At 46.5% G+C, this 19,595-nt stretch carries 17 protein-coding genes and 1 riboswitch; of the genes, 2 read left to right on the top strand and 15 right to left on the bottom strand.

The features are described 5' to 3' along the window. The first annotated feature begins 33 nt into the window (after nt 1-33). Entirely contained in the window at nt 34-840 is an 807-nt protein-coding gene (locus L4D05_RS03840) for an HAD family hydrolase (protein ID WP_428793083.1), read from the top strand. 158 nt (nt 841-998) lie between these two features. On the opposite strand, the gene moaE is transcribed toward L4D05_RS03840, so the two are convergent. From moaE to moaA, 5 genes are all read right to left on the bottom strand, one after another. Beyond that, nucleotides 999-1,460 carry a molybdopterin synthase catalytic subunit MoaE gene (gene moaE / locus L4D05_RS03835; protein ID WP_428752281.1) on the bottom strand — a complete coding sequence of 154 codons (462 nt, stop codon included), beginning with the start codon at nt 1,458-1,460 and terminating at the stop codon, nt 999-1,001. A 1-nt stretch (nt 1,461) separates the two neighbouring features. Beyond that, the gene (moaD, locus tag L4D05_RS03830) at nt 1,462-1,707 is read right to left on the bottom strand and encodes a molybdopterin synthase sulfur carrier subunit (protein ID WP_428793082.1); all 246 of its coding nucleotides are present in this window, start codon (nt 1,705-1,707) and stop codon (nt 1,462-1,464) included. Further along, the gene (moaC, locus tag L4D05_RS03825) at nt 1,704-2,183 is read right to left on the bottom strand and encodes a cyclic pyranopterin monophosphate synthase MoaC (RefSeq protein WP_239941082.1); all 480 of its coding nucleotides are present in this window, start codon (nt 2,181-2,183) and stop codon (nt 1,704-1,706) included. The genes moaD and moaC overlap by 4 nt, the downstream gene beginning before the upstream one ends. Nucleotides 2,184-2,193: 10 nt before the next feature. Continuing rightward, nucleotides 2,194-2,706 (bottom strand): molybdenum cofactor biosynthesis protein B, encoded by a 513-nt coding sequence (moaB, locus tag L4D05_RS03820; protein ID WP_250616973.1) that lies wholly within the window; start codon nt 2,704-2,706, stop codon nt 2,194-2,196. A 55-nt stretch (nt 2,707-2,761) separates the two neighbouring features. Further along, complete coding sequence (gene moaA / locus L4D05_RS03815; RefSeq protein ID WP_428793081.1) at nt 2,762-3,751, bottom strand: GTP 3',8-cyclase MoaA; 990 nt, start codon at nt 3,749-3,751, stop codon at nt 2,762-2,764. Continuing rightward, nucleotides 3,740-3,887, bottom strand: a riboswitch (molybdenum cofactor riboswitch). Its footprint overlaps the gene before it by 12 nt. A 173-nt stretch (nt 3,888-4,060) precedes the next feature. On the opposite strand from moaA, the gene yvcK reads away from it, so the two are divergent. Next, complete coding sequence (yvcK, locus tag L4D05_RS03810) at nt 4,061-4,954, top strand: uridine diphosphate-N-acetylglucosamine-binding protein YvcK (RefSeq protein WP_428752284.1); 894 nt, start codon at nt 4,061-4,063, stop codon at nt 4,952-4,954. A gap of 144 nt (nt 4,955-5,098) precedes the next feature. Here the strand turns inward: yvcK and L4D05_RS03805 are convergent, their stop codons facing one another. The 10 genes from L4D05_RS03805 to L4D05_RS03760 form a co-directional block, all read right to left on the bottom strand. Beyond that, nucleotides 5,099-5,446 carry an Hpt domain-containing protein gene (locus tag L4D05_RS03805; RefSeq protein ID WP_428752285.1) on the bottom strand — a complete coding sequence of 116 codons (348 nt, stop codon included), beginning with the start codon at nt 5,444-5,446 and terminating at the stop codon, nt 5,099-5,101. Next, the gene (gene luxO / locus L4D05_RS03800; RefSeq protein ID WP_428752286.1) at nt 5,443-6,843 is read right to left on the bottom strand and encodes a quorum-sensing sigma-54 dependent transcriptional regulator LuxO; all 1,401 of its coding nucleotides are present in this window, start codon (nt 6,841-6,843) and stop codon (nt 5,443-5,445) included. Before luxO ends, L4D05_RS03805 begins: the two co-directional genes overlap by 4 nt. A 124-nt stretch (nt 6,844-6,967) precedes the next feature. Then, nucleotides 6,968-8,998, bottom strand: coding sequence for an excinuclease ABC subunit UvrB (gene uvrB / locus L4D05_RS03795; RefSeq protein ID WP_428752415.1), 2,031 nt, complete (start codon nt 8,996-8,998; stop codon nt 6,968-6,970). 519 nt (nt 8,999-9,517) lie between these two features. Then, nucleotides 9,518-10,393 (bottom strand): hypothetical protein, encoded by an 876-nt coding sequence (locus L4D05_RS03790; RefSeq protein WP_428793080.1) that lies wholly within the window; start codon nt 10,391-10,393, stop codon nt 9,518-9,520. 2 nt (nt 10,394-10,395) lie between these two features. Next, on the bottom strand, nt 10,396-13,968 hold the full coding sequence (locus tag L4D05_RS03785) for a hypothetical protein (RefSeq protein WP_428793079.1): 3,573 nt from the start codon (nt 13,966-13,968) through the stop codon (nt 10,396-10,398). A gap of 11 nt (nt 13,969-13,979) precedes the next feature. Beyond that, nucleotides 13,980-14,795, bottom strand: a complete 816-nt coding sequence (locus tag L4D05_RS03780; RefSeq protein WP_428793078.1) for a hypothetical protein — start codon at nt 14,793-14,795, stop codon at nt 13,980-13,982. 20 nt (nt 14,796-14,815) lie between these two features. Further along, nucleotides 14,816-15,124: a hypothetical protein gene (locus L4D05_RS03775; RefSeq protein ID WP_428793077.1), complete on the bottom strand. Its 309-nt coding sequence runs from the start codon at nt 15,122-15,124 to the stop codon at nt 14,816-14,818. Next, nucleotides 15,121-18,585, bottom strand: coding sequence for a phage tail tip protein J-related protein (locus tag L4D05_RS03770; RefSeq protein WP_428793076.1), 3,465 nt, complete (start codon nt 18,583-18,585; stop codon nt 15,121-15,123). Before L4D05_RS03770 ends, L4D05_RS03775 begins: the two co-directional genes overlap by 4 nt. After that, the gene (locus L4D05_RS03765; protein ID WP_428793075.1) at nt 18,575-18,997 is read right to left on the bottom strand and encodes a DUF6950 family protein; all 423 of its coding nucleotides are present in this window, start codon (nt 18,995-18,997) and stop codon (nt 18,575-18,577) included. The genes L4D05_RS03770 and L4D05_RS03765 overlap by 11 nt, the downstream gene beginning before the upstream one ends. Further along, entirely contained in the window at nt 18,997-19,590 is a 594-nt protein-coding gene (locus tag L4D05_RS03760; RefSeq protein WP_428793074.1) for a hypothetical protein, read from the bottom strand. The genes L4D05_RS03765 and L4D05_RS03760 overlap by 1 nt, the downstream gene beginning before the upstream one ends. Between the last annotated feature and the right edge of the window lie 5 nt (nt 19,591-19,595).

The following is a 19,595-nucleotide window of genomic DNA, read 5'->3' as shown; positions in this document are numbered from 1 at the left end:
TAATCGGCCAGTACCCTTAACGAGAAAGTGCGAATGCCTACTAATAACATAAAATTTATTGCCTCTGATATGGACGGAACACTGCTTGATCCACAAGGTAAGCTGCCCGCTGATTTCTTGGACCTACACCGCCAAATCTGTGACAAAGGCATCCTATTCTGTGCTGCATCTGGTCGCCAGTACTACAGCCTGTTAGAAACCTTTGCGCCAATTCAAGATGAGATGATGTTTATCGCTGAAAACGGCACGATTGTCATGCACCAAGGTAAAGAGCTGTATAGCTGTGAAATAGACAGGTCAGCTATTCATCGCATCATTACTGAAGTTCGCAAAATCCCTAACGCGTATGTCGTTTTATGTGGAAAGCGTTCAGCCTACATAGAAACAGATGATAGTCAGGCACTAGAAGAGATTGCCAAGTACTACCACCGTCGTGAATCTGTTTCAGATTTACTCAGTGTTGACGATGATTTCATTAAAGTCGCCATTTGCCATTTTGATGGTACAGAAAAGCACGTATTCCCCGCTATCGACAAAGAATTTGGCCATGACCATCAAGTCGTCGTCAGCGCCAAGATCTGGCTCGATGTCATGAATGCCCAAGCTTCAAAAGGCACAGCGATACGTCACCTCCAAGAAACGCTTGGCTTTACACACGAACAAACCATGAGTTTCGGCGATTACTTTAATGACGTAGAAATGCTGCAGGCCAGCTATCATTCTTATGCCGTTGATAACGCGCACGAGAAAGTAAAAACGTATGCAAAATTCAGCGCGCCAAGTAACAGCGAAAATGGTGTTCATCAGGTTATCAGCGCCTATTTAGATACGCTCAACTAACTGTTGGGGAGTGGCGATAACCGCACATACAAAAAAGCACACGTATCCAATTCGGATTATTGGATACGTGTGCTTTTCTATTTAATGGCTTAATTGAATGATAGCGTTTTTGTTTGCCTATTTAATAAGCCATTGAACGCTTATTCTCCTTGAAACACTTAGTCTTCTTGTTGCCATCTTGAGGCAGCTTGAGCATCGGACTCTCTAGAATCAACCCAACGCGTTGATTGCGTCGTGCGTTCTTTTTTCCAAAATGGCGCTTTGGTTTTAAGGTAATCCATCACGAATTCGCACGCTTCAAAAGCCGCGCCGCGATGAGCACTCGATACACCAACAAATACAATTTGATCGCCAGCGTCCATATCACCAACACGATGAATCACACGGATTCCGTTGAGTAACCAACGGTTTTCAGCTTCATCACAGATAGCTTCCAGCGATCTTTCCGTCATGCCTGGGTAGTGCTCTAGAGAAAGCCCAACCACATCATCACCAAGGTTCATGTCACGCACTTTGCCAACAAACGTCACTACAGCGCCCGATGCGGTACCTTGAGCTAAAGCGTCATACTCTTCACCCACGTTAAAGTCGTCGGCTTGTACTGTTACTCTTGGCTTCATATCAGCCACCAGTCACAGGAGGGAAAAACGCTATCTCATCACCGTCAATCACAGATTCGGTCATCGCGACAATATCTTGATTACGAGCGGCCAATAACTTGCCACTTTCAAGAGCAAGTGACCACTTACCTTCTTGATTTGCTAAGTGAGCGCGTACCGCTTCGATGGATGAGAACTCACCTTCAAGCTCTACGCTATCAGTACCTAACAACTCACGTGTTTGTGCGAAAAACAGTACTTTAATCATGATTCCACCTTAAAGTGTCCCGATTTTCCGCCCGTTTTTTCAAGTAAACGGACGTTTTCAATCACCATATCTTTCTGCACCGCTTTACACATGTCATATATCGTTAGCGCTGCTACAGACGCTGCAGTGAGGGCTTCCATTTCTACGCCAGTTTTACCCGCCAGCTTACACACAGACTCTATGCGAACTTTGTTTTCGGCTTCGATTGCTTCTAGTTGAACTTCAACCTTGGATAGCAGCAACGGGTGACATAGAGGAATAAGATCCCATGTTTTCTTCGCTGCTTGAATACCAGCAATACGAGCGGTCGCAAACACGTCACCTTTGTGATGATTTCCAGAAGTAATCATCTTTAATGTTTCAGGTGCCATGTGAACAAACGCTTCTGCGCGAGCTTCGCGTACGGTTTCTGCTTTGGCAGAAACGTCCACCATATTGGCTTCGCCTGACGCATTAATATGAGTAAACTCTGACATTCCAGCTCCCTTAGATACTTAGATGTGGCATAAAGTTACAAGGGCGATGACTCGCGTCCATCTGCTGCTTAATAATCTTCGTCCAACCTGTGCGACAAGCGCCCGTTGAACCAGGCATAGCAAAAATCACCGTGTGATTCGCAAAACCTGCAATAGCGCGAGATTGGATCGTTGATGTGCCGATCTCTTCATAAGAAACTTGACGGAACAGCTCACCAAAACCTTCCACTTGCTTATCAAACAAAGGAACTAAGGCTTCTGGCGTGCTATCACGAGACGTAAAGCCCGTACCACCCGTGATCATCACAGCTTGTACCGATTCATCCGCGATCCACTGTGAAACGATGGCGCGAATTTGGTAGATGTCATCAATAACAATTTTCTTGTCCGCAAGGGTATGTCCTGCGTCTTGCAAGTTCTCAACTAAATAACGACCCGATGTGTCGTTGTCTTCTGTACGTGTATCAGAAACGGTTAACACTGCAATGTTAGCTGGCACAAATTTACTTTCTGCGTGACCCATGATTTGTTCACCCTATCAAAATTTATTTATAATTTATGGAGCGACTCAGTACGAACTAGCCGCCAATTGAAGCTAAGTGAGGTGTCATTCCAGAATTTCCATCCTGTAAGAAATGACTCACTGATTTAGTTTGCAGTTGCGCTTGAATGCGCTCGATCAATGCTTGTTCTTGAGTATCTTGCTGTAGCAAATCTCGCAACTCTACACCGTGATCGCCAAACAAACACAAGTGTAGCTTGCCCATCGCAGACACTCTTAGACGATTACAGCTTTCACAAAAGTTCTTTTCATACGGCATGATCAAACCAATCTCACCACGATAATCCGCGTGTACGAAAACTTGTGCCGGACCATCGTTTTCGCTTCTGGCTTTTAAAATCCAGCCATTAGCGATAAGTTGATTGCGGATGTCGACACCGGAAACATGATGCTTTTGAAACAAGTCATCCATCTCACCCGTTTGCATAAGCTCAATGAATCTTAACTGAATAGGACGATCTTTGATCCAACGAAGGAAAGCTGGAAGCTCTTTGGCATTGAGATCTTTCATCAATACGACGTTGACCTTGACTTGGTTGTAGCCAATCTCAAGCGCACGATCAATACCTTGCATCACTTCTGCAAACTTGTTTTCACCCGTTATTTGGTAAAACATACGAGGATCAAGACTATCTACGCTGACATTGATATGGGTTAAACCGGCGCTCTGCCATTGATCGACTTGTTTAGCCATGCGATAGCCATTCGTCGTCGTCGCGACCTTAACAATACCAGGGGTATTAGCAACGGTCTCGATAATCTGAGGGAAATCTTTTCTTAAACTAGGCTCACCACCCGTGATCCTAACCTTGGACGTACCACAATCAGCAAACGCAGTAACCACGCGCTTAATTTCTGGAAGCGTCAGAAAAGCCGGTCGTTTTTGACCGGGCGGCTTATAGCCATCAGGGAGGCAATAAGTGCATTTAAAGTTACACACATCGGTAACAGACAAGCGCAAGTAATAAAACTTACGATGGAATTTATCTTCAAATTGTTGCGCCACGGAACACCTTTCCAAATACGGGAGGCAAAATCATTTCCAATTCTGCCCTGGTGACAACTTGTCACTGGCTCTAGAGGCGTATCTTGGCTTATACCAGCGAAGACTTAGCGCGTAGAGCTCGGAGTTATGGCAATCTTCGCTATTTTCACGAGGACAGCTTTATGAGTAAAATACTCAATTACAGTATGGTTTTCTACCTCTAATGTAAAAAAACCTTACATATTCATCATTTTTATTGTAGCTGAGTATATCAGTTGAACAAATTCCCTTATCTTGTATAGATAAGATAATTCATAAAAGAAGAATAAGATGAGCATATATTCATCAAAAAAAGTCGTGGCAATTGGCGGCGGTCATGGACTTGGGCGTATGTTGGCGGCATTAGCCGATTTTGGTTCCAACGCAACGGGCATCGTTGCGACAACCGATAATGGCGGTTCCACTGGTCGTATCCGTGACTGCCAAGGTGGCATAGCATGGGGCGATACTCGAAACTGTATCAATCAATTGATCACCGAGCCTTCGATTAGCTCCATGATGTTTGAATACCGCTTTCGCGGCGCCGGAGAGCTAAACGGTCACAATCTGGGCAACCTCATGCTCACCGCACTCGATAACTTGTCGGTTCGTCCATTAGAGGCCATCGACTTGATCCGGAGCATGCTTAAAGTTGACGTCAATATTATTCCAATGTCTGAACACCCTTCTGATCTTACCGCGCTATCGGTCGAAGGAAGCTGGGTCACTGGTGAAACCTCTGTCGACGAAATGGAGCAAGATTTACAACGCTTAGACTTGGATCCAATTGTGCCAGCAACAAAAGAAGCGGTGGAAGCCATATTACAAGCCGATTGTATTATTCTTGGCCCTGGCAGCTTTTTAACCAGTATTATGCCGCCATTACTGCTCGCAGACATCAGCAAGGCGATGAATCAAAACAAGCAGGCAAAAATTGTTTTTGTCGAGAACTTGTCGCCTGAATACGGACCGGCAGGAAGAATGACGTTGAAGCAAAAACTAGAGTGGTGCGAACGTGCGCTACAAGGCCGAAAGCTAGATATTATTCTTGGTGAAGAAGTGCATCCGGAGCTCATGGAAGATTGGCCATGCATCACGCGACCTCTTGCTTCGCCAAATCGCGATTGGCGCCATGATCGTGAAAAGCTCAAGCATGCTATCACCTCGCTGTTGTCATCAGAGTAGTCTCAGATGCTTCATTGAGTATCAAACCGTGAGTTTACCACTTCAAGTTCGATAGCAAATTATGGCCCATAACAAACCTAGGGGTTTACCCTGCTAGGTTTGCTATGAGCTTAAGTTTGTTATGAGCTTACGTTCATTCTCGATTCAATCCAAACCATTCAAGAATTCAGTATATTGTCCATGCGTTGCGTGTAAGTGAGTAAGCATCGCATCAATACGGCTTTGGTCGTTCTGCAACACATGTTCTTTTGCATCACTATCGACAGCAAGCGCAAAATCACATAACGCCTCAGCACCAAAACTGGCCGCACTACTTTTTAACGCATGGGAGATTTCTTTCATGCACGCCACTTTGTCACTCAGCGTCCCTGTTGTTAACTGATCTTGATAGGTCACGAGCTCCCCGGTAAAAATACCAAGTAAAATAGGCAGATTATCCATTCCAATCTCAGAACCTAATTTTTTCACTTTATCGTGATTCATATAATTCATGTATTTTTCTCACTGGCATTCCATGCTTGGATTTTTCTATAAATGGTGGATGGGCTAACACTTAAATAGCCCGCTGCAATAGGGATATTTCCGTCACAGGCTTCGATAGCTTGTTCAATGATCGCTCGCTCACTTTGATGAAGTGGGACAATGTCTTGCGGTCGAAAGGCCATATTAGCGACCGGCTCAATGGTCACCACTTTCGCTTCAACGGGAATATTGAGTGGTGGAGGTAGCATGTCCAATAAAATCTCTTTGCCTTGATTAAGCACCACCACGTTGCGCAGAACATTTTGCAACTGCCTCACGTTGCCTGGCCATTCATATTGAATAAACCGATCAATAACATCAGGAGAAAAACGAACAAAGCTCTTACCTTCCTCGTGCGACATGAAACCAAGCAATGAGTACGCGATTTCAATGACATCTTCACCCCGCTCTCGAAGCGGCGGCAAATGCAGCGGTATCACATATAATCTGTAATACAGATCTTCACGAAAACGCCCTTCTTCCACTTCCCTCCACGGATCTCGGTTAGTCGCAGATACAAAGCGGACGTCGACTTTTTTCATTCGCGACGATCCTACTTTTTGAAAGGTTCCGGTTTGAATAAAACGCAGTAATTTGGTCTGCAGTTCTAAATCCATTTCACACAGCTCATCGAGAAATAACGTGCCCCCATCGGCAAGCTCCGCTGCGCCTTGGCGATCGGTGGCCGCCCCGGTAAACGCGCCTTTAACGTGACCAAATAGCTCACTTTCAATCAGGTCTTTAGGGATGGCCGCACAATTAATCGCAATAAAAGGTTTATCACCACGTCGACTCGCCGCGTGGATCGCTTCCGCGCATACTTCTTTGCCGGTGCCACTTTCACCGGTGATGAAAATGCTGGCTTTACTGGTCGCTGCCGAATCGATTGTACGATACACCGCCTGCATTGTCTGACTACTACCAATGAACCCTTGATAGCTTGGGCTACCCGTTTCATTAAGTTCATTGCGCATTTTTGACGCTTTACGAATCGCGTTATTCACCGTGACACGTAGCCGGTCAGCTTCACAAGGTTTAATTAAAAAGTCTTGCGCACCATGTTGCATTGCATCTACAGCTATATCGATAGAGCCATGTGCCGTCATGAAAATAACTGGCACATTAGGGTTCACTTCGCGAACAGCATCAAGAACATCCATTCCAGTCATATCCGGTAGACGCAAATCGAGCAATATTAAATCTGGAGTGCGGTGAGCAAGGCTCTGGATCGCATCTCGCCCATTACCAACGATGTTAATGTCAATACCGAGCGGTGTCAGGTATGAGCGATAAAGCGCGGCAACGGAAGCGGTATCTTCTACCATTAATAGATACCGAGATTTTGGCTCACTAATAATCTGCTGCATAATTCCTAACTACTATCATGATAAACGAATGCAAACTGAGCATAACGTCTAAGGCTAATTCTAATCTATGGCCAACACTTCTATGACCAATATTTGAGCACACTAACAAAGATGGCGAGTTTTGTTAACTGTTAGCAATAAAATGTGCTCTAAGCTTTTCTATTTCATCACGTTTTTGGGCGGCTTGCTCAAATTCAAGGTTCTGAGCATGGCGATACATCTCCCCTTCAAGTGTGAGGATCTGTTTCTCAATGTCTTGAGAAGACATTGCAACATAAGTTTGAGATGGCTCCGCTACTTTTGATAATGGTACTTGCTTAGACGGTTGCTTATTACGGGCTTTCGTCGCGCTGCCCAGCTCCATAATATCCTTAACATTTCTTTTCAATGCCATTGGGACCAATCCATTAAGCTCATTGTAAGCGTGCTGTTTTTCACGACGTCGGCTAGTTTCGCCCATCGCTTTTTCCATCGATTTAGTGATCTTATCCGCGTACAAAATAGCGCGACCTTCTAAGTGCCTCGCGGCACGACCTATCGTCTGGATTAACGAGCGTTCAGAGCGAAGGAAACCTTCTTTATCGGCGTCTAAAATGGCAACCAGCGAAACTTCAGGCATATCAAGACCTTCTCGTAACAAGTTGATCCCGACAAGGACATCGAACACACCTAAACGAAGATCGCGGATTATCTCTACTCGCTCAACGGTATCAATATCAGAGTGCAAATAACGAACACGTACGCCATGTTCGCTCAGATATTCTGTTAAATCCTCTGCCATACGCTTCGTCAACGTCGTCACCAACACACGCTCGTCTTTTGCCGCTCGCTTCTTGGCTTCCGATAGCAAGTCATCCACTTGAGTCGCGACTGGTCTCACTTCAAGCTCTGGGTCTAACAAGCCAGTAGGGCGGACAACTTGATCCGCCACCGCACCCACTGATTTTTCCATTTCATAATTACCAGGCGTGGCAGAAACATAAATCGTTTGCGGTGCCAGCATCTCAAATTCATCAAATTTCATCGGACGATTATCCAGTGCCGATGGTAAACGAAAACCATATTCCACTAACGTTTCTTTACGAGAACGGTCGCCTTTATACATCGCCCCGATTTGTGGAACTGTCACGTGGGATTCGTCGATAATGAGTAAACCGTCAGCAGGTAAATAATCAAATAGCGTCGGGGGCGGCTCACCCTCACTACGACCACTCAAATAACGTGAGTAGTTTTCGATGCCCGAGCAAAAGCCTAATTCATTCATCATCTCAAGATCGAACTGAGTGCGCTGAGAAATTCGTTGCTCTTCGAGTAATTTATTATTTTCGGTTAAGTAAGCCTGGCGAGACTTTAGCTCTACTTTTATCTCTTCGATCGCTTCAAGAATACGTTCTCTTGGCGTTACGTAGTGAGTTTTAGGGTAAATGGTATAGCGGGCAAGGTCACGTTGAACGACAACCCCCGTTAACGGGTCAAAGAGACTAATACAGTCGATTTCATCATCAAACATCTCAATCCGGACAGCTTCTTGATCGGATTCGGCAGGAAATACATCAATGACTTCACCTCTAACTCGGAACTGACCACGTTCAAACGCAACATCATTACGTGAGTACTGAAGCTCAGCCAAACGGCGGATAATATCTCGCTGATCCAGCACATCTCCTCGAGTCACGTGTAGCATCATTTTTAAATACGACTGCGGATCACCCAGACCATAAATCGCAGAAACAGACGCAACAATAATGGCATCTTTGCGTTCGAGTAATGCTTTGGTTGCAGACAAACGCATCTGCTCAATATGGGCGTTAACGGAAGAGTCCTTTTCAATAAAGGTATCCGTCGTTGGCACATACGCTTCTGGTTGATAATAATCGTAGTAAGAAACAAAGTACTCTACAGCGTTATTCGGGAAAAAAGCCTTCATCTCTCCGTACAACTGCGCAGCTAGTGTTTTATTTGGAGCAAGAATGATAGCAGGGCGCTGTGCCGTTGCGACTACGTTTGCCAAGGTAAAAGTCTTACCCGAACCCGTGACCCCCAGCAAGGTTTGGTGCGCGAGACCAGAATCAAGACCTTCTAGCAACTGCTCAATAGCAGCGGGTTGATCGCCTGAGGGCTGATAATCTGAAACTAATTCGAAGTGTTTTGCCATGATACCGAGTCCTTTGTTTATCCCGCTCATATTGTCGCCGTTACTCCGCTACTTTTGCAACTCTTTGCTCGCTTTTCTCCGCGAGTTTAGGTATATTAATCGCCCTCCTACTCCAAGCTGCCACGTGTTGATCGTAAATTTCATCCACGGCTTGTCCCCAAATTTTTAGAACACTCTCAATTATGAGAATAACTCAACTCTCTAAATTATTTAAAAAACCCAGAAAAACGCAATAAAATCAATAACTTTACAAACATCCCCTGCAAGTTATTCACACTCCTTATTTTCATTTATGTCAGTTAATAACTTTTGTACCGGGCAATTAACACCTTTATCCACAATTTTGGTGGATAACTAAAAACACCTCATATCTGATAAGGCATCCAAGAAAGTAAAGATATTTCTAAGAATATTTTGTTTTTATTTTTTTGAAAAAACCATTGACTCAAAACCTCGCTATCGTGTAGCCTGCCGCGCCGTTTGAAAAACGAAACCGGATAGATTGAAAAATTTCTCGAATCATAAATTAGGTTTAAACGGCGTCAGCTTGTCTCCTGCATCCCAGTGACTAAACACTGACCAAATCCCTCTCTTACGGTCAATGAAAGCCTTTAACACCCCTTTAAGCTCTTCTAGTGTTGTCATGCGCCAGCTGTTGTCGGCTAAGCGAAAGTTTTGAGATACGTCTTGGGTGGCACCGATAGTCGTTGCGTCATCAATGACTGTGCGAATATCAAAAGCATTGTTACCCACTTGCCATTCAACATCGAGTACTTTAATCGCTGAATTTACCGCGATGTCTCTCTCTTCCTTCGCTATGCGTTGATGGTACGCCACTATCTCTGCATTGGGTTTAGGGATTGTTTGTGGTAACAAGGTCACCACAAAATCTGAGTCATCCCATGCGCGGGTATACTCGCCCAAGGATGCCACATAGTTTTCATCGTAGGGTGTGACATGTTGTTGGTACTGCTCACGACGATGCTCGATATCGGTAACTGGGCGAACTGGGGCAGGCATCAACACCACCTCTTCATTGCCATCAGCATCGATGACAATTTCTGTGGGTTGTTCTTGTTGCCAATGCTGGTAACTGGCTTTCCATTGTAGATAGCCATCATGATTTACTTGGAAATCCTCCCACGCTATCGTTCGCACCAGTTCGGCCTTGATCTCCTCCCATGATTTACGCTCACCTCGACGTTGTGACACGTCTTGATAAGTCACTTCATCTGGTTTAACCAACACAATAACAAGGTACTCTTCATAAACAGGCTTTGAATCTTCGCCTTCCCCTTCATGGCCTATAATGCGGCGGCGTGTTTCCTCTTCGTAAAAGCGAACAATTTCAGGGTCGATATCAGATAGAGATTGGTAATCGGTATCAATGCGCATGGTTATTCCTCCCCTGCTTCAGCGGTGTTATCGAATGTCCAACCGATTTGTAGCGTGGGTTCATGAGTACCGTATAGGCAAGTATCACCGTTATAGTTATTGAACGTACCAGTGTTGCTTATGATTCTGATTGTGTCATCGTCACCGAAACCACTCGCACTACCTAAATTCCTAAGTATTAGGTTGTCATTAAAGTAAAGATTAAAGTCTGGCTTCCTGTGCAACTGCGCATTACCGTCTAACGAGTCATTAAAGGTTCCTTCGCACTTGTAGTAACCTTTATATGCTCCCGACGTAACTTGGTAATACGAACCTGCACTCCAAGATGTGGCTGACCCTAACTGAGTTATATATGTCGGCGAACCCCAAACCAACTCATTAAAGTTGAACTGGAAATTAAACGCTCGGTTTTCTGTTTTGTCAGAAATAAGGACTTTAACTGCCGGGCTGTTGTTTTGTGGAGGTGACAGGTCTATTCCATCGTGACTAGGGGCGTACTTTGAACCCAAGATAACACCAGTGCCACCCTGTAACATAAATTTGTTAACCCCGAAGACTCCAAAGCCTTGATCGTTATTCGAAGTTAACACCTTCCCTAGCAATGTTTCACCAAGCAACCCACCGTATATAACGTTATTGTTATCTGTAGCAAACACATCCCCAACCCCTTCTTCACCGCGATAAACCTTACCGTTCGCAACTGGTTTTGTTTGCTTTGCAAAAGCAGTGTACGTGTAAACTCTAACTTCATCAGCATCAGATATAGAACCTGTTGCCGTGTTAGTTACATTGGTTGCGCTTAATGTGGCGGTCCCCCAGATAGCACCAGAATCAGTCGAGTACGTAACTTTTGATGTCGAAATTAAATTCTTTCTGGTGAATATAACGCCGTTATTTACGAATGGAGGATTTCCACCCCAAGTCCCCACCCAACCGTCTTTAAGAGCTTCCGTTTTCGGGATGTTAGCAGGGTCAGCAATCACCATTTGCTCGGTGTAATCACCTGAGATTGATGAGTTTAGTTTGTTGGTAACAGTAAAGTGTGTAGTCAGTGAAAAATCTAACGTGCGCCTCTTTTCGGTATACCCATCATCACCAACAAGATACACAGACCACTCACTTAAACTACCAGTACTAGGGTGTCTGTTCGTTACACGATATACGTTAGTACCATTGGATACATACCCATCGACCTTCTCGGTGTTAGTCATTATTTTAGCTGTACTCACACGAAGCTTTGCTACCGATATAGAGCCTGATGCTGGAATTGCTGTCCATGTTGCATCTGGGTGGCTGCCGTACTGGACAGGTACATGGACGGTGGTCTTAACCAACTTCTGCATCCCGCGATACTTACCGTTCTTGAACTTCTCTTTCACATCCCCTTTATAAGTCTGCGAGTCCCAAGCTGACATTCGCAAGTCAATGAAACCACCCTCGCCCGACGCATAAGCAGCGTCGAAAAACTTACCAGCCTTGTGAAAAGATGGGCGCCCAATATAGCCACTATCTACTCGGTAGCCTTTTCTCGTAGCGTAATCCTGAGTTGCATCATGGAAAGCGTCTGCGGTGGTTACATTTTTTGGTGCGCTTGATGCCCACCAAGCCGCATGTTGCCCTGCGTGAGTAGCGTTCCATGCTCTTGTTCCTTTGTCATTAACTCCTATATGCCCGGCCCCTTTATTCAGTCTATCAAGCACACCATTCACATATGCGAAACATCGACCTTTGTATGCCGAGGTATCATCAGGATTCGAGCGGTCCTTCTGCGCGGCAAACACCCCTACTTCATTGGTTATTGACAGGGAGTAACCGACACCCGAGTAGATAGGGTATAGCGCATTATGAATCGGTGTGGAGTTACGAACACCTTGCGGGGAAATCAAATAATTACCACTGAAAGCAAGTGGCGACCCGTAACTGCGCAATGTCTCCCAATCCCCATTACCCGCCCCTGCAATAGCTTTATTACGAAGACGAGTATTCACAACATCATTACCATTAGCGTCTGGTGTAACAGCAAGATAAATCGCATCGCCTAAATACGTTGCCACTTTTGCCTTTTGCTCTGGCGTTAATGCTGACCATTTCCAACAGAAGTATTTATTATTTGCTGCCGTTCCGTCGGCGGTTTCTTTATCGAAGTTCCAAAAATAGGATTGAGGGCGCTTTGATAACACCATAGGCACGCCAGCAATAACATTTCGATTCACATTCTGAATAACGAATGGAAAGATTTCATCGTCCGTCACTAGCTCGTCATACATTTCGAACATTGACAAGTCTTTGCGGTCGATGCGTGGCTGGTTGGTGGCTGGTCGAACTGAAAATGATGTAACTTTAGTCCCGCTCACCATACCCAAAAGTTGAGCGCGAGCGGCTGTAAGGCTCCCACCTGTGGATATAATTAGCTTGCTTGTACCAACGGAAAAATAACCAAAAGCGCTCCCGGATGTATCTAAGCGTACTTGTCCTGAACCTTGAGTACAGACTATCTCTACTAAGTAATCTGTATTTATCGTTAGACTAGTCCCTTGGAAAATATAAGCACTATCAGCTGTGGCAGTAACTCCACTTGTGGTTATAGTCACGTTAGCCCTATTCCAATTAACGTCACCCAACCTAAAATCCCCATTCTTAACCAAACCCTCAAAATTCCGACTAGCAGCCTCATTATGAATTTCTACCGCCGTTCCGGTAGGCTTATTGCCATACTTGGGATCAACTTCGTTCACATAATCAAAGATAGTTCCGGTTTTTGAATCAAATGAAACTGTGCCGTCGTCGGGTTCAGGGAAGATAAAGCGAGACGCTTGATACCCAGTATCTACGACGTTCATATTTCGAATTGGCGCAACGGTCCCAGCAATATGAATCACTGAACAATCAGTATCAGAACTTCCTTTTTTTGCAGACCCGGAGTTACCTACCCCTGACCCAAGGTTTAAAAGATTTTTAGCCGAAAGCTCAGTGAATAGGCCGCTATTTATGGCTATATAATTTGAATTATCATTACGATGATTACCAAAATTCACATAACCACTAGCAGGAAACTTACGCAGGTTCTTCGCTCTAGACTCTTCCACTTGCGCTTCGCTTTTCAGCAAATAATTATCCATCCCAGAGCGCAGTTCTCCCATTAATACACTTACGCTTTGGCTTAATGATTGCTCTAGCGCCTTGGCTTCGCTGTCCATTTTTTTGGCGCTGCGAACCTTGTGCTTTGAGCTATCGTAGGCGGTGAACTCGATGTCTGCGTTTTCCGTCCACCATCGCTCCATTGCTGCGTAATTTCCATGGGTGGTGGTCATGGCTTCGCGGAGCATGTTTGCCGCAAGTTGGAAGTCGGCGGCGGTGGGGATAATCGCGGCTGGACGATGTGTTTGAGTCACGTTTGGCCAAGCCGCTTTTAAGGTAAGTTGCTGTGAGTGAATATCGGCAATTTCGACCAACGCAAATTGGCCTATTAACAGCCCATCGCCAACTTGAATCGAATGGGTGTCAAACGCACCAGAAACGTTAACGGTTACGCTTCCTTGTGTCGCGGTCACGGACGGTAAATGTAGCCAAGGCATAGTGAATCTCCTTAAAAGTAGTCTGCGGCGTGGATTATTGGCACTTTGAATTGAGGTTTGCTGTTGCCGTATATGTCGTAGCGCCATTGCTGCCGCTGTGACGTGGTCATCGTGCCAGCAGAGCGAGCCGAAACTCGGTGGTTTTGTGGGTCGTAATAGGTCACCAGCGTGGTGCCTGTTTGGCCTCTCGATGCGGCTCCCAGAGTGATAGGTGGAACGGCTGGTAATCGCGCAGGTTCTACGGTATCTGGTGGTGCAATCCCGTTATTCCAGTCCAATACATCCAAGCTATACGGGGGGATATCAGATAAGCCTCTCAGTACATGGGGCATGTAGTGCGTGTTGTACGACTGCTGCTTATTTGAATTAAACATCTGCATGCCCCACTTTGGCGTTACGGGCGTTGGGATATCTAAAAACGGCGCAAAGATGAGAATATAAAGGCGGCCACTGACCCAATTCGAACTGTACGCACTGCCATTACCCGCCGTAAGACGCCAGTTTTCCGCCCAAATATGACTGTCGTTCTCGCCCCAATAACTGCTACGGCCAATGCTGGCACTGCCACCCCAAGTGCCGCAGTGCCCTCCCGTTGAATGCACATAAAAGGAATATTTAGGACACTTCCAAGCACTGCCGTATTGATGAAGTAACGTCATGCCTGGGACAAGCTTTTCTAGCGTCACTCGACCAAGGTCGGCGTACTTTGCGGCGTTATAACCACTACCATTCACGGATGTACCCTTGTTGTAATCAATGTACCCACGCGCCACACACACCATAATCGATTGGTCCGAACGCAGCATGCCATGCAGATTGTTTTTCATTTCTAGTCCGTAAACAGTCATTAAAACCTCGCGTATATTTCCCAACCGTGAATAGTGTTGGAATACACCGTTCCTGATACGGTCAGAGTGATAGACATGGTAGAAAGGTCGTAGCTGAAGCTAAACACGTTCCTAGTGCTCATAACGGAGCCCGACGAACACACCGCGTAAAACTCGGATACATGGCCTGCAAGCGCTGGGTATGAGCGAGTTAATGTATGAGGGCTATGTGATAGATTGGGAATAAAATCAATCAAGGCGATGGGGCTTAACTCATCAAGCCTGAATACCCCAGAATCTGTTGGATACACTTCCACGCCAACGCTCATTCAGTTAGCCTCCCAAATCGGAACACTAAGCTATTGGTATCGTCGTAAATAGAGGTTCGGTCGGATGTGATCTCTTGCCTGCCACCGCTTGCCGCCGACTTAAGATTGAGTTTGCTAGTGTAAATGGTGCCATCATTATCAATGTGAGTGTGGTAGCCGTTGAAGCTACCACCTGCTCCATAGTAACCATGACCCCCTTTAATCACAGGTGAAGCAATTTCCGAGCCTGCAACAAAGCGATCACCATATAGCGTACCTTTGGCTATTAGGCTGCCAGAGAACAATAAATTAGGTGTGACCCACAACGCGCCATCAAAGCTTTTCGTTGATACGGTGGTCCCTGCACTATTTCGATACGTTAAAAGATCGTCTTGTATTGGCGCTCGGCCAAAATGCTGAGTGAAATCCCCTGTTGCCGTAGAGCTAATTGGGAACACTCCGTTTCTGAGCGTCAACGTATACCAACGTGACCCAGGCTGTCCCGGTGCCCCGTCTTTCCCGTCTGTGCCATTAATCCCATCTTTACCTGGTGCGCCATCATCGCCTTTAGCGCCGTCGGCCCCATCTTGGCCTGGCGCGCCGTCATTGCCTTTGGCTCCATCAACACCGTCTCGGCCAGGTGCACCGTCGTTGCCTTGGGTTCCATCAACCCCATCTCGACCAGGCGCACCATCATTACCCGATACGCCATCCTTGCCATTAATGCCGTCGGCCCCATCTTTACCTGGTGCGCCATCTTGCGCCTTAATATCATCAAGACTTTCAACCGTGTGGCCATCCGTGAGGATCAACTGAGCTTTCAGTGTTAACGTGTTGGTCTGACTATTGAGGTAGAACAGAGGGACGAACTGGCCTTGTTCATCAAGCACCCCCATGCGTGTGTGCTGAGCAATAAAATCAAGCTGAGTCGATGTGCCATCGTTATTACTCACAAAGCCCGTAATCTGCCCATCCACGTTCGACAGCATTGAGCCGCGAGCCACCAAGGTGTCACCCTCTTTTTCAAAGACCTGCATCATATTGCCAATACTGGCTTTACTGCCGCTGGCCGTTTGTACTTGAAGGTTACGAATGAATTCAGCAAGTGGGCCATCTATCCAGCTATGCCCTGCTTGAACACACAGCACCGCGTTATTGTGGTCGGTGATATTGCCGTTTTTATCCACGCAATAGCCGACAGCGCTTCGCGTGTAGGACAACGCAGCGGCCAAGTTATCTTTATCCGCTACAACAAGTTGTGCGATTTCTTCGGCTTGGGTGCTCAGTTGGTCGTTATGAGTTTGGATTTTGCGCTCAGCATAAACAAACCCCACGTCAGTTTTCGCGGTTTGCTCTTTATCTTTAAACGCTTGGTAAGCGGCTTTTAAATCATCGTTTAAACGGGATTTATCCGCTAACAGATTACCCAAATCGATGGCGCGTTTTTCATTTTGGGCGATGCTCTCTTTAAGGGCGCTATCCAGCATGTCGACCGACACGCGATCTTTAATCACTTCTAGAATATCGTCGCTACTAAAGGTGGTGGTTGCCGTGGTTCGAACCCAACCCGATTCGCCCCAACGAGAGACCTCCCGCGCTGCAATGTGATACTCCGTATTGGCCTTAAGGTTACTGACCGTTAATACCTTCGCACGCCCCATAATGAACGACGCCAGCTCACTATCTGAAGTCCCCACGTCAAAACCAAGCGCAATGTCATAAAAGGTATCAAAGGTCACCAAACCAGACGAAACGGGCGACAAGAACAGCGTCCAGTTACCTGCATCCACATCAATGCTTTGAGGAGTTTGTGGCGCACGAGCGATAAAAGCCAAACTCGCCACAGTACTCGATGCGCCGCCAGCATTTCGCGCCAGTACTCGCACCTCATACGTACCAACGGTGAAGCCATCCCGTAATCGATATTGCTTGTCCGTGGTCTCGTCACGGTAAAGAAAAGAGCCGTTTTGATAAAAGCTCAACTCAAACGTGGTACGGCCAAAACTGCGATGCTGCCAACTAATGATGGCTTGAAGGGTATGGCTCTCAACCGAGGTCGCGTACGTTAAATGACTAACAGGCTCAACCAAAGTACGATCAATCTGCGACGGTAAGCCAGGACGAATAGGGGCAACCGCTTGCGAACCATCCCAGGCGTATTGACTGGAAAAGTGCTGCGATGCTCTGAGCTTAATGCCGTTTTCATTGCTGCTTATCCATTTGGTGACAATGAATTCAACGCCGTTCCACTGGTTGTCTTTGAGATTGAGTCGAAAGACCGTGCCAGGCAACAACTGAACGGCTTTTAAGTTACAGGTAAACTCGATGTTCAGCGCTGAGCGCTTGGTATTGAGGTGTATCCAACTCAAACGCTGAGCTTGAAAAGGACTCGGCACCGCCGCTAAATCCAAGTCATCAATGACTTCAAAGCCGTTGTCTTCTGCGACAAAGGTTGAGCTTTGGATACGAGGCATATCCAGCTCGTTCCAGTTCGATTTTGGGTCGGTATATTTGGCCGTAACGGTATTAATTCGGTCGCGGCGCCTGACATCCGCTTGGGTAGTGATATCGCTAATAATGTCGTTATCATCTAATACCACTGTCCCTGGTCCGTAATACGCGCCAACCTGTAGACCATGTCGCCCAGCAACTCGCAAACCCAACCCTGCACAAGTTGAACGAAGCGTACTCATCACTGTGCGAGGGTTTTCATTAGCTAAAAAGGCGTAGTTACAACGGTAGCGCTTTTCCACACCTTCAGGGGTAGAAATGGCTTCATTACAAAGGTTTGCCGACGCAATATACGTCGCTTCATCGGCAACGCCATGCTTAAGCACATTACGATACCAGCGATAAAGCAGCGCGGGATTGTCCGTCCAAGTCGTTTGCCCCGTTCGAGGATCTAAAACCGCAAGTCCCTTCACGGCAAATTTGGGATTAGGTACACCACCTGCCCATTTATCTGGATTCGAACGAAGCTTCACATGAGCAAAACAGTCACCTGCGCCAATCATAGACGCATCCCAATCTGGCAGTGATAACAGTGTTGAAGGGGCCGTGGTATGGTTGCCCAAATAGAGATATACAAAGCCTTCACCGTTAGGGTGACGATACTCAATGTCGTAATTGCCACTGCCACCATGACGCGTTAAGACGATGTCATCGAGCCAAGCATCGGTGACATCGTCACAAGGGTGCCCCGCCAAGTGCACGACAAGATGTAACCACTCGCCGACGCCTTCATCATTGGGTGTGCCCTCTTCCGCGCCAAATACCATCGGGCCAGAGGTAACAGGGTGACCCAGTATAATTTGCTTGGGCGCGGTGGCAGATTTGTACATCTGCTTTTGAGCGGTGCGCTTGCCCTTTGCGGCGTTCGCGGCGGCTTCTGCCTGACGCTTGGCATCAATCGCGGTATACACCGCATAGCCTGCACTGGCAGCAGCAATAATCCAGCCCGCGACCGCAATCTCAACACCCATCGCTCACCTCACAACTGATCTGCCAAGCGGTTTCAATGGTCGACAATGGCACAATAATCAGCCCTTCAGGCCCTAGCACCGCAACACCATTGGCACAAACGATGCCGCAAATATGCTCATGTGAACCTTTAAGCCAGGCCACATCACCACGCTGCGCTAATAAAGGGGTACTGCGTCGAACACCAACCGCATCCCCCAACACATGCACCATGTCTTCTAAATCGTTAAAGCCCAATTTACGAATTAGCCGGTGCGAGCCAATGTCATTGCAATAGTGACCTTGAAAGCGTTTGGCCAAATCCTTACCTGTGAGTAACCTTACCCAAGCGGCGACAAACAAGGCGCAGTCGTTCTCACCCGTTTTAAAGCGCGTGCACTGATACCGATTAAGAAATTCATGCAACGACTCCATCACAACTCCCTCACCGGAATGCCATCTTCTTTAAACGCCCAATAGGTTTTAAAATCTTCCATATGAACGGCGTACTTATAAAAGTGGTCACCGGATTGGTGAGCAAGGTGAGAGTCGAGCGTGCAACGCCAATTGAGCCCCTGATTAAAGGCATCATCTGGCGCGGTGAGTGGCAATTGAATCACGTTTGATGAGCCTTGTTTTAAGGTCGCACTGTCCATCACGCCATCAAATTGCATCGACGACGCCAGCACATCACCATATTGGCCAAGCACCACTAAATAAAGCTCACCAGTGCGGCCTTGATAGCCACCCGCTAAGACATTGGCTCGAATAGTCTCATCACGAACCGACAATTCAAGCGTGACCGAAGGCGTGGTGTCGTCCCCACTGCCATACTGGATATCGCCAATGCCACCCAAGTCACCAATGCCTAAAAACGGCTCACCAAAATCAAAAGGAAAATGAGTAAAGGTGCCAATATCACTGTGCAAGCGCACCCAGCCATCATGCCAATCAAGACGAACCGCATAGAGCAAACGTACATCCGGCTGATTAAGCGCGGCTATCATTTCAGGGGTGAAAATATTCATCTTGT

This window comes from Vibrio nomapromontoriensis, assembly GCF_050337205.1.
Classification (GTDB): Bacteria; Pseudomonadota; Gammaproteobacteria; order Enterobacterales; family Vibrionaceae; genus Vibrio; species Vibrio nomapromontoriensis.
This window is presented reverse-complemented; position numbering and strand designations above follow the sequence as displayed.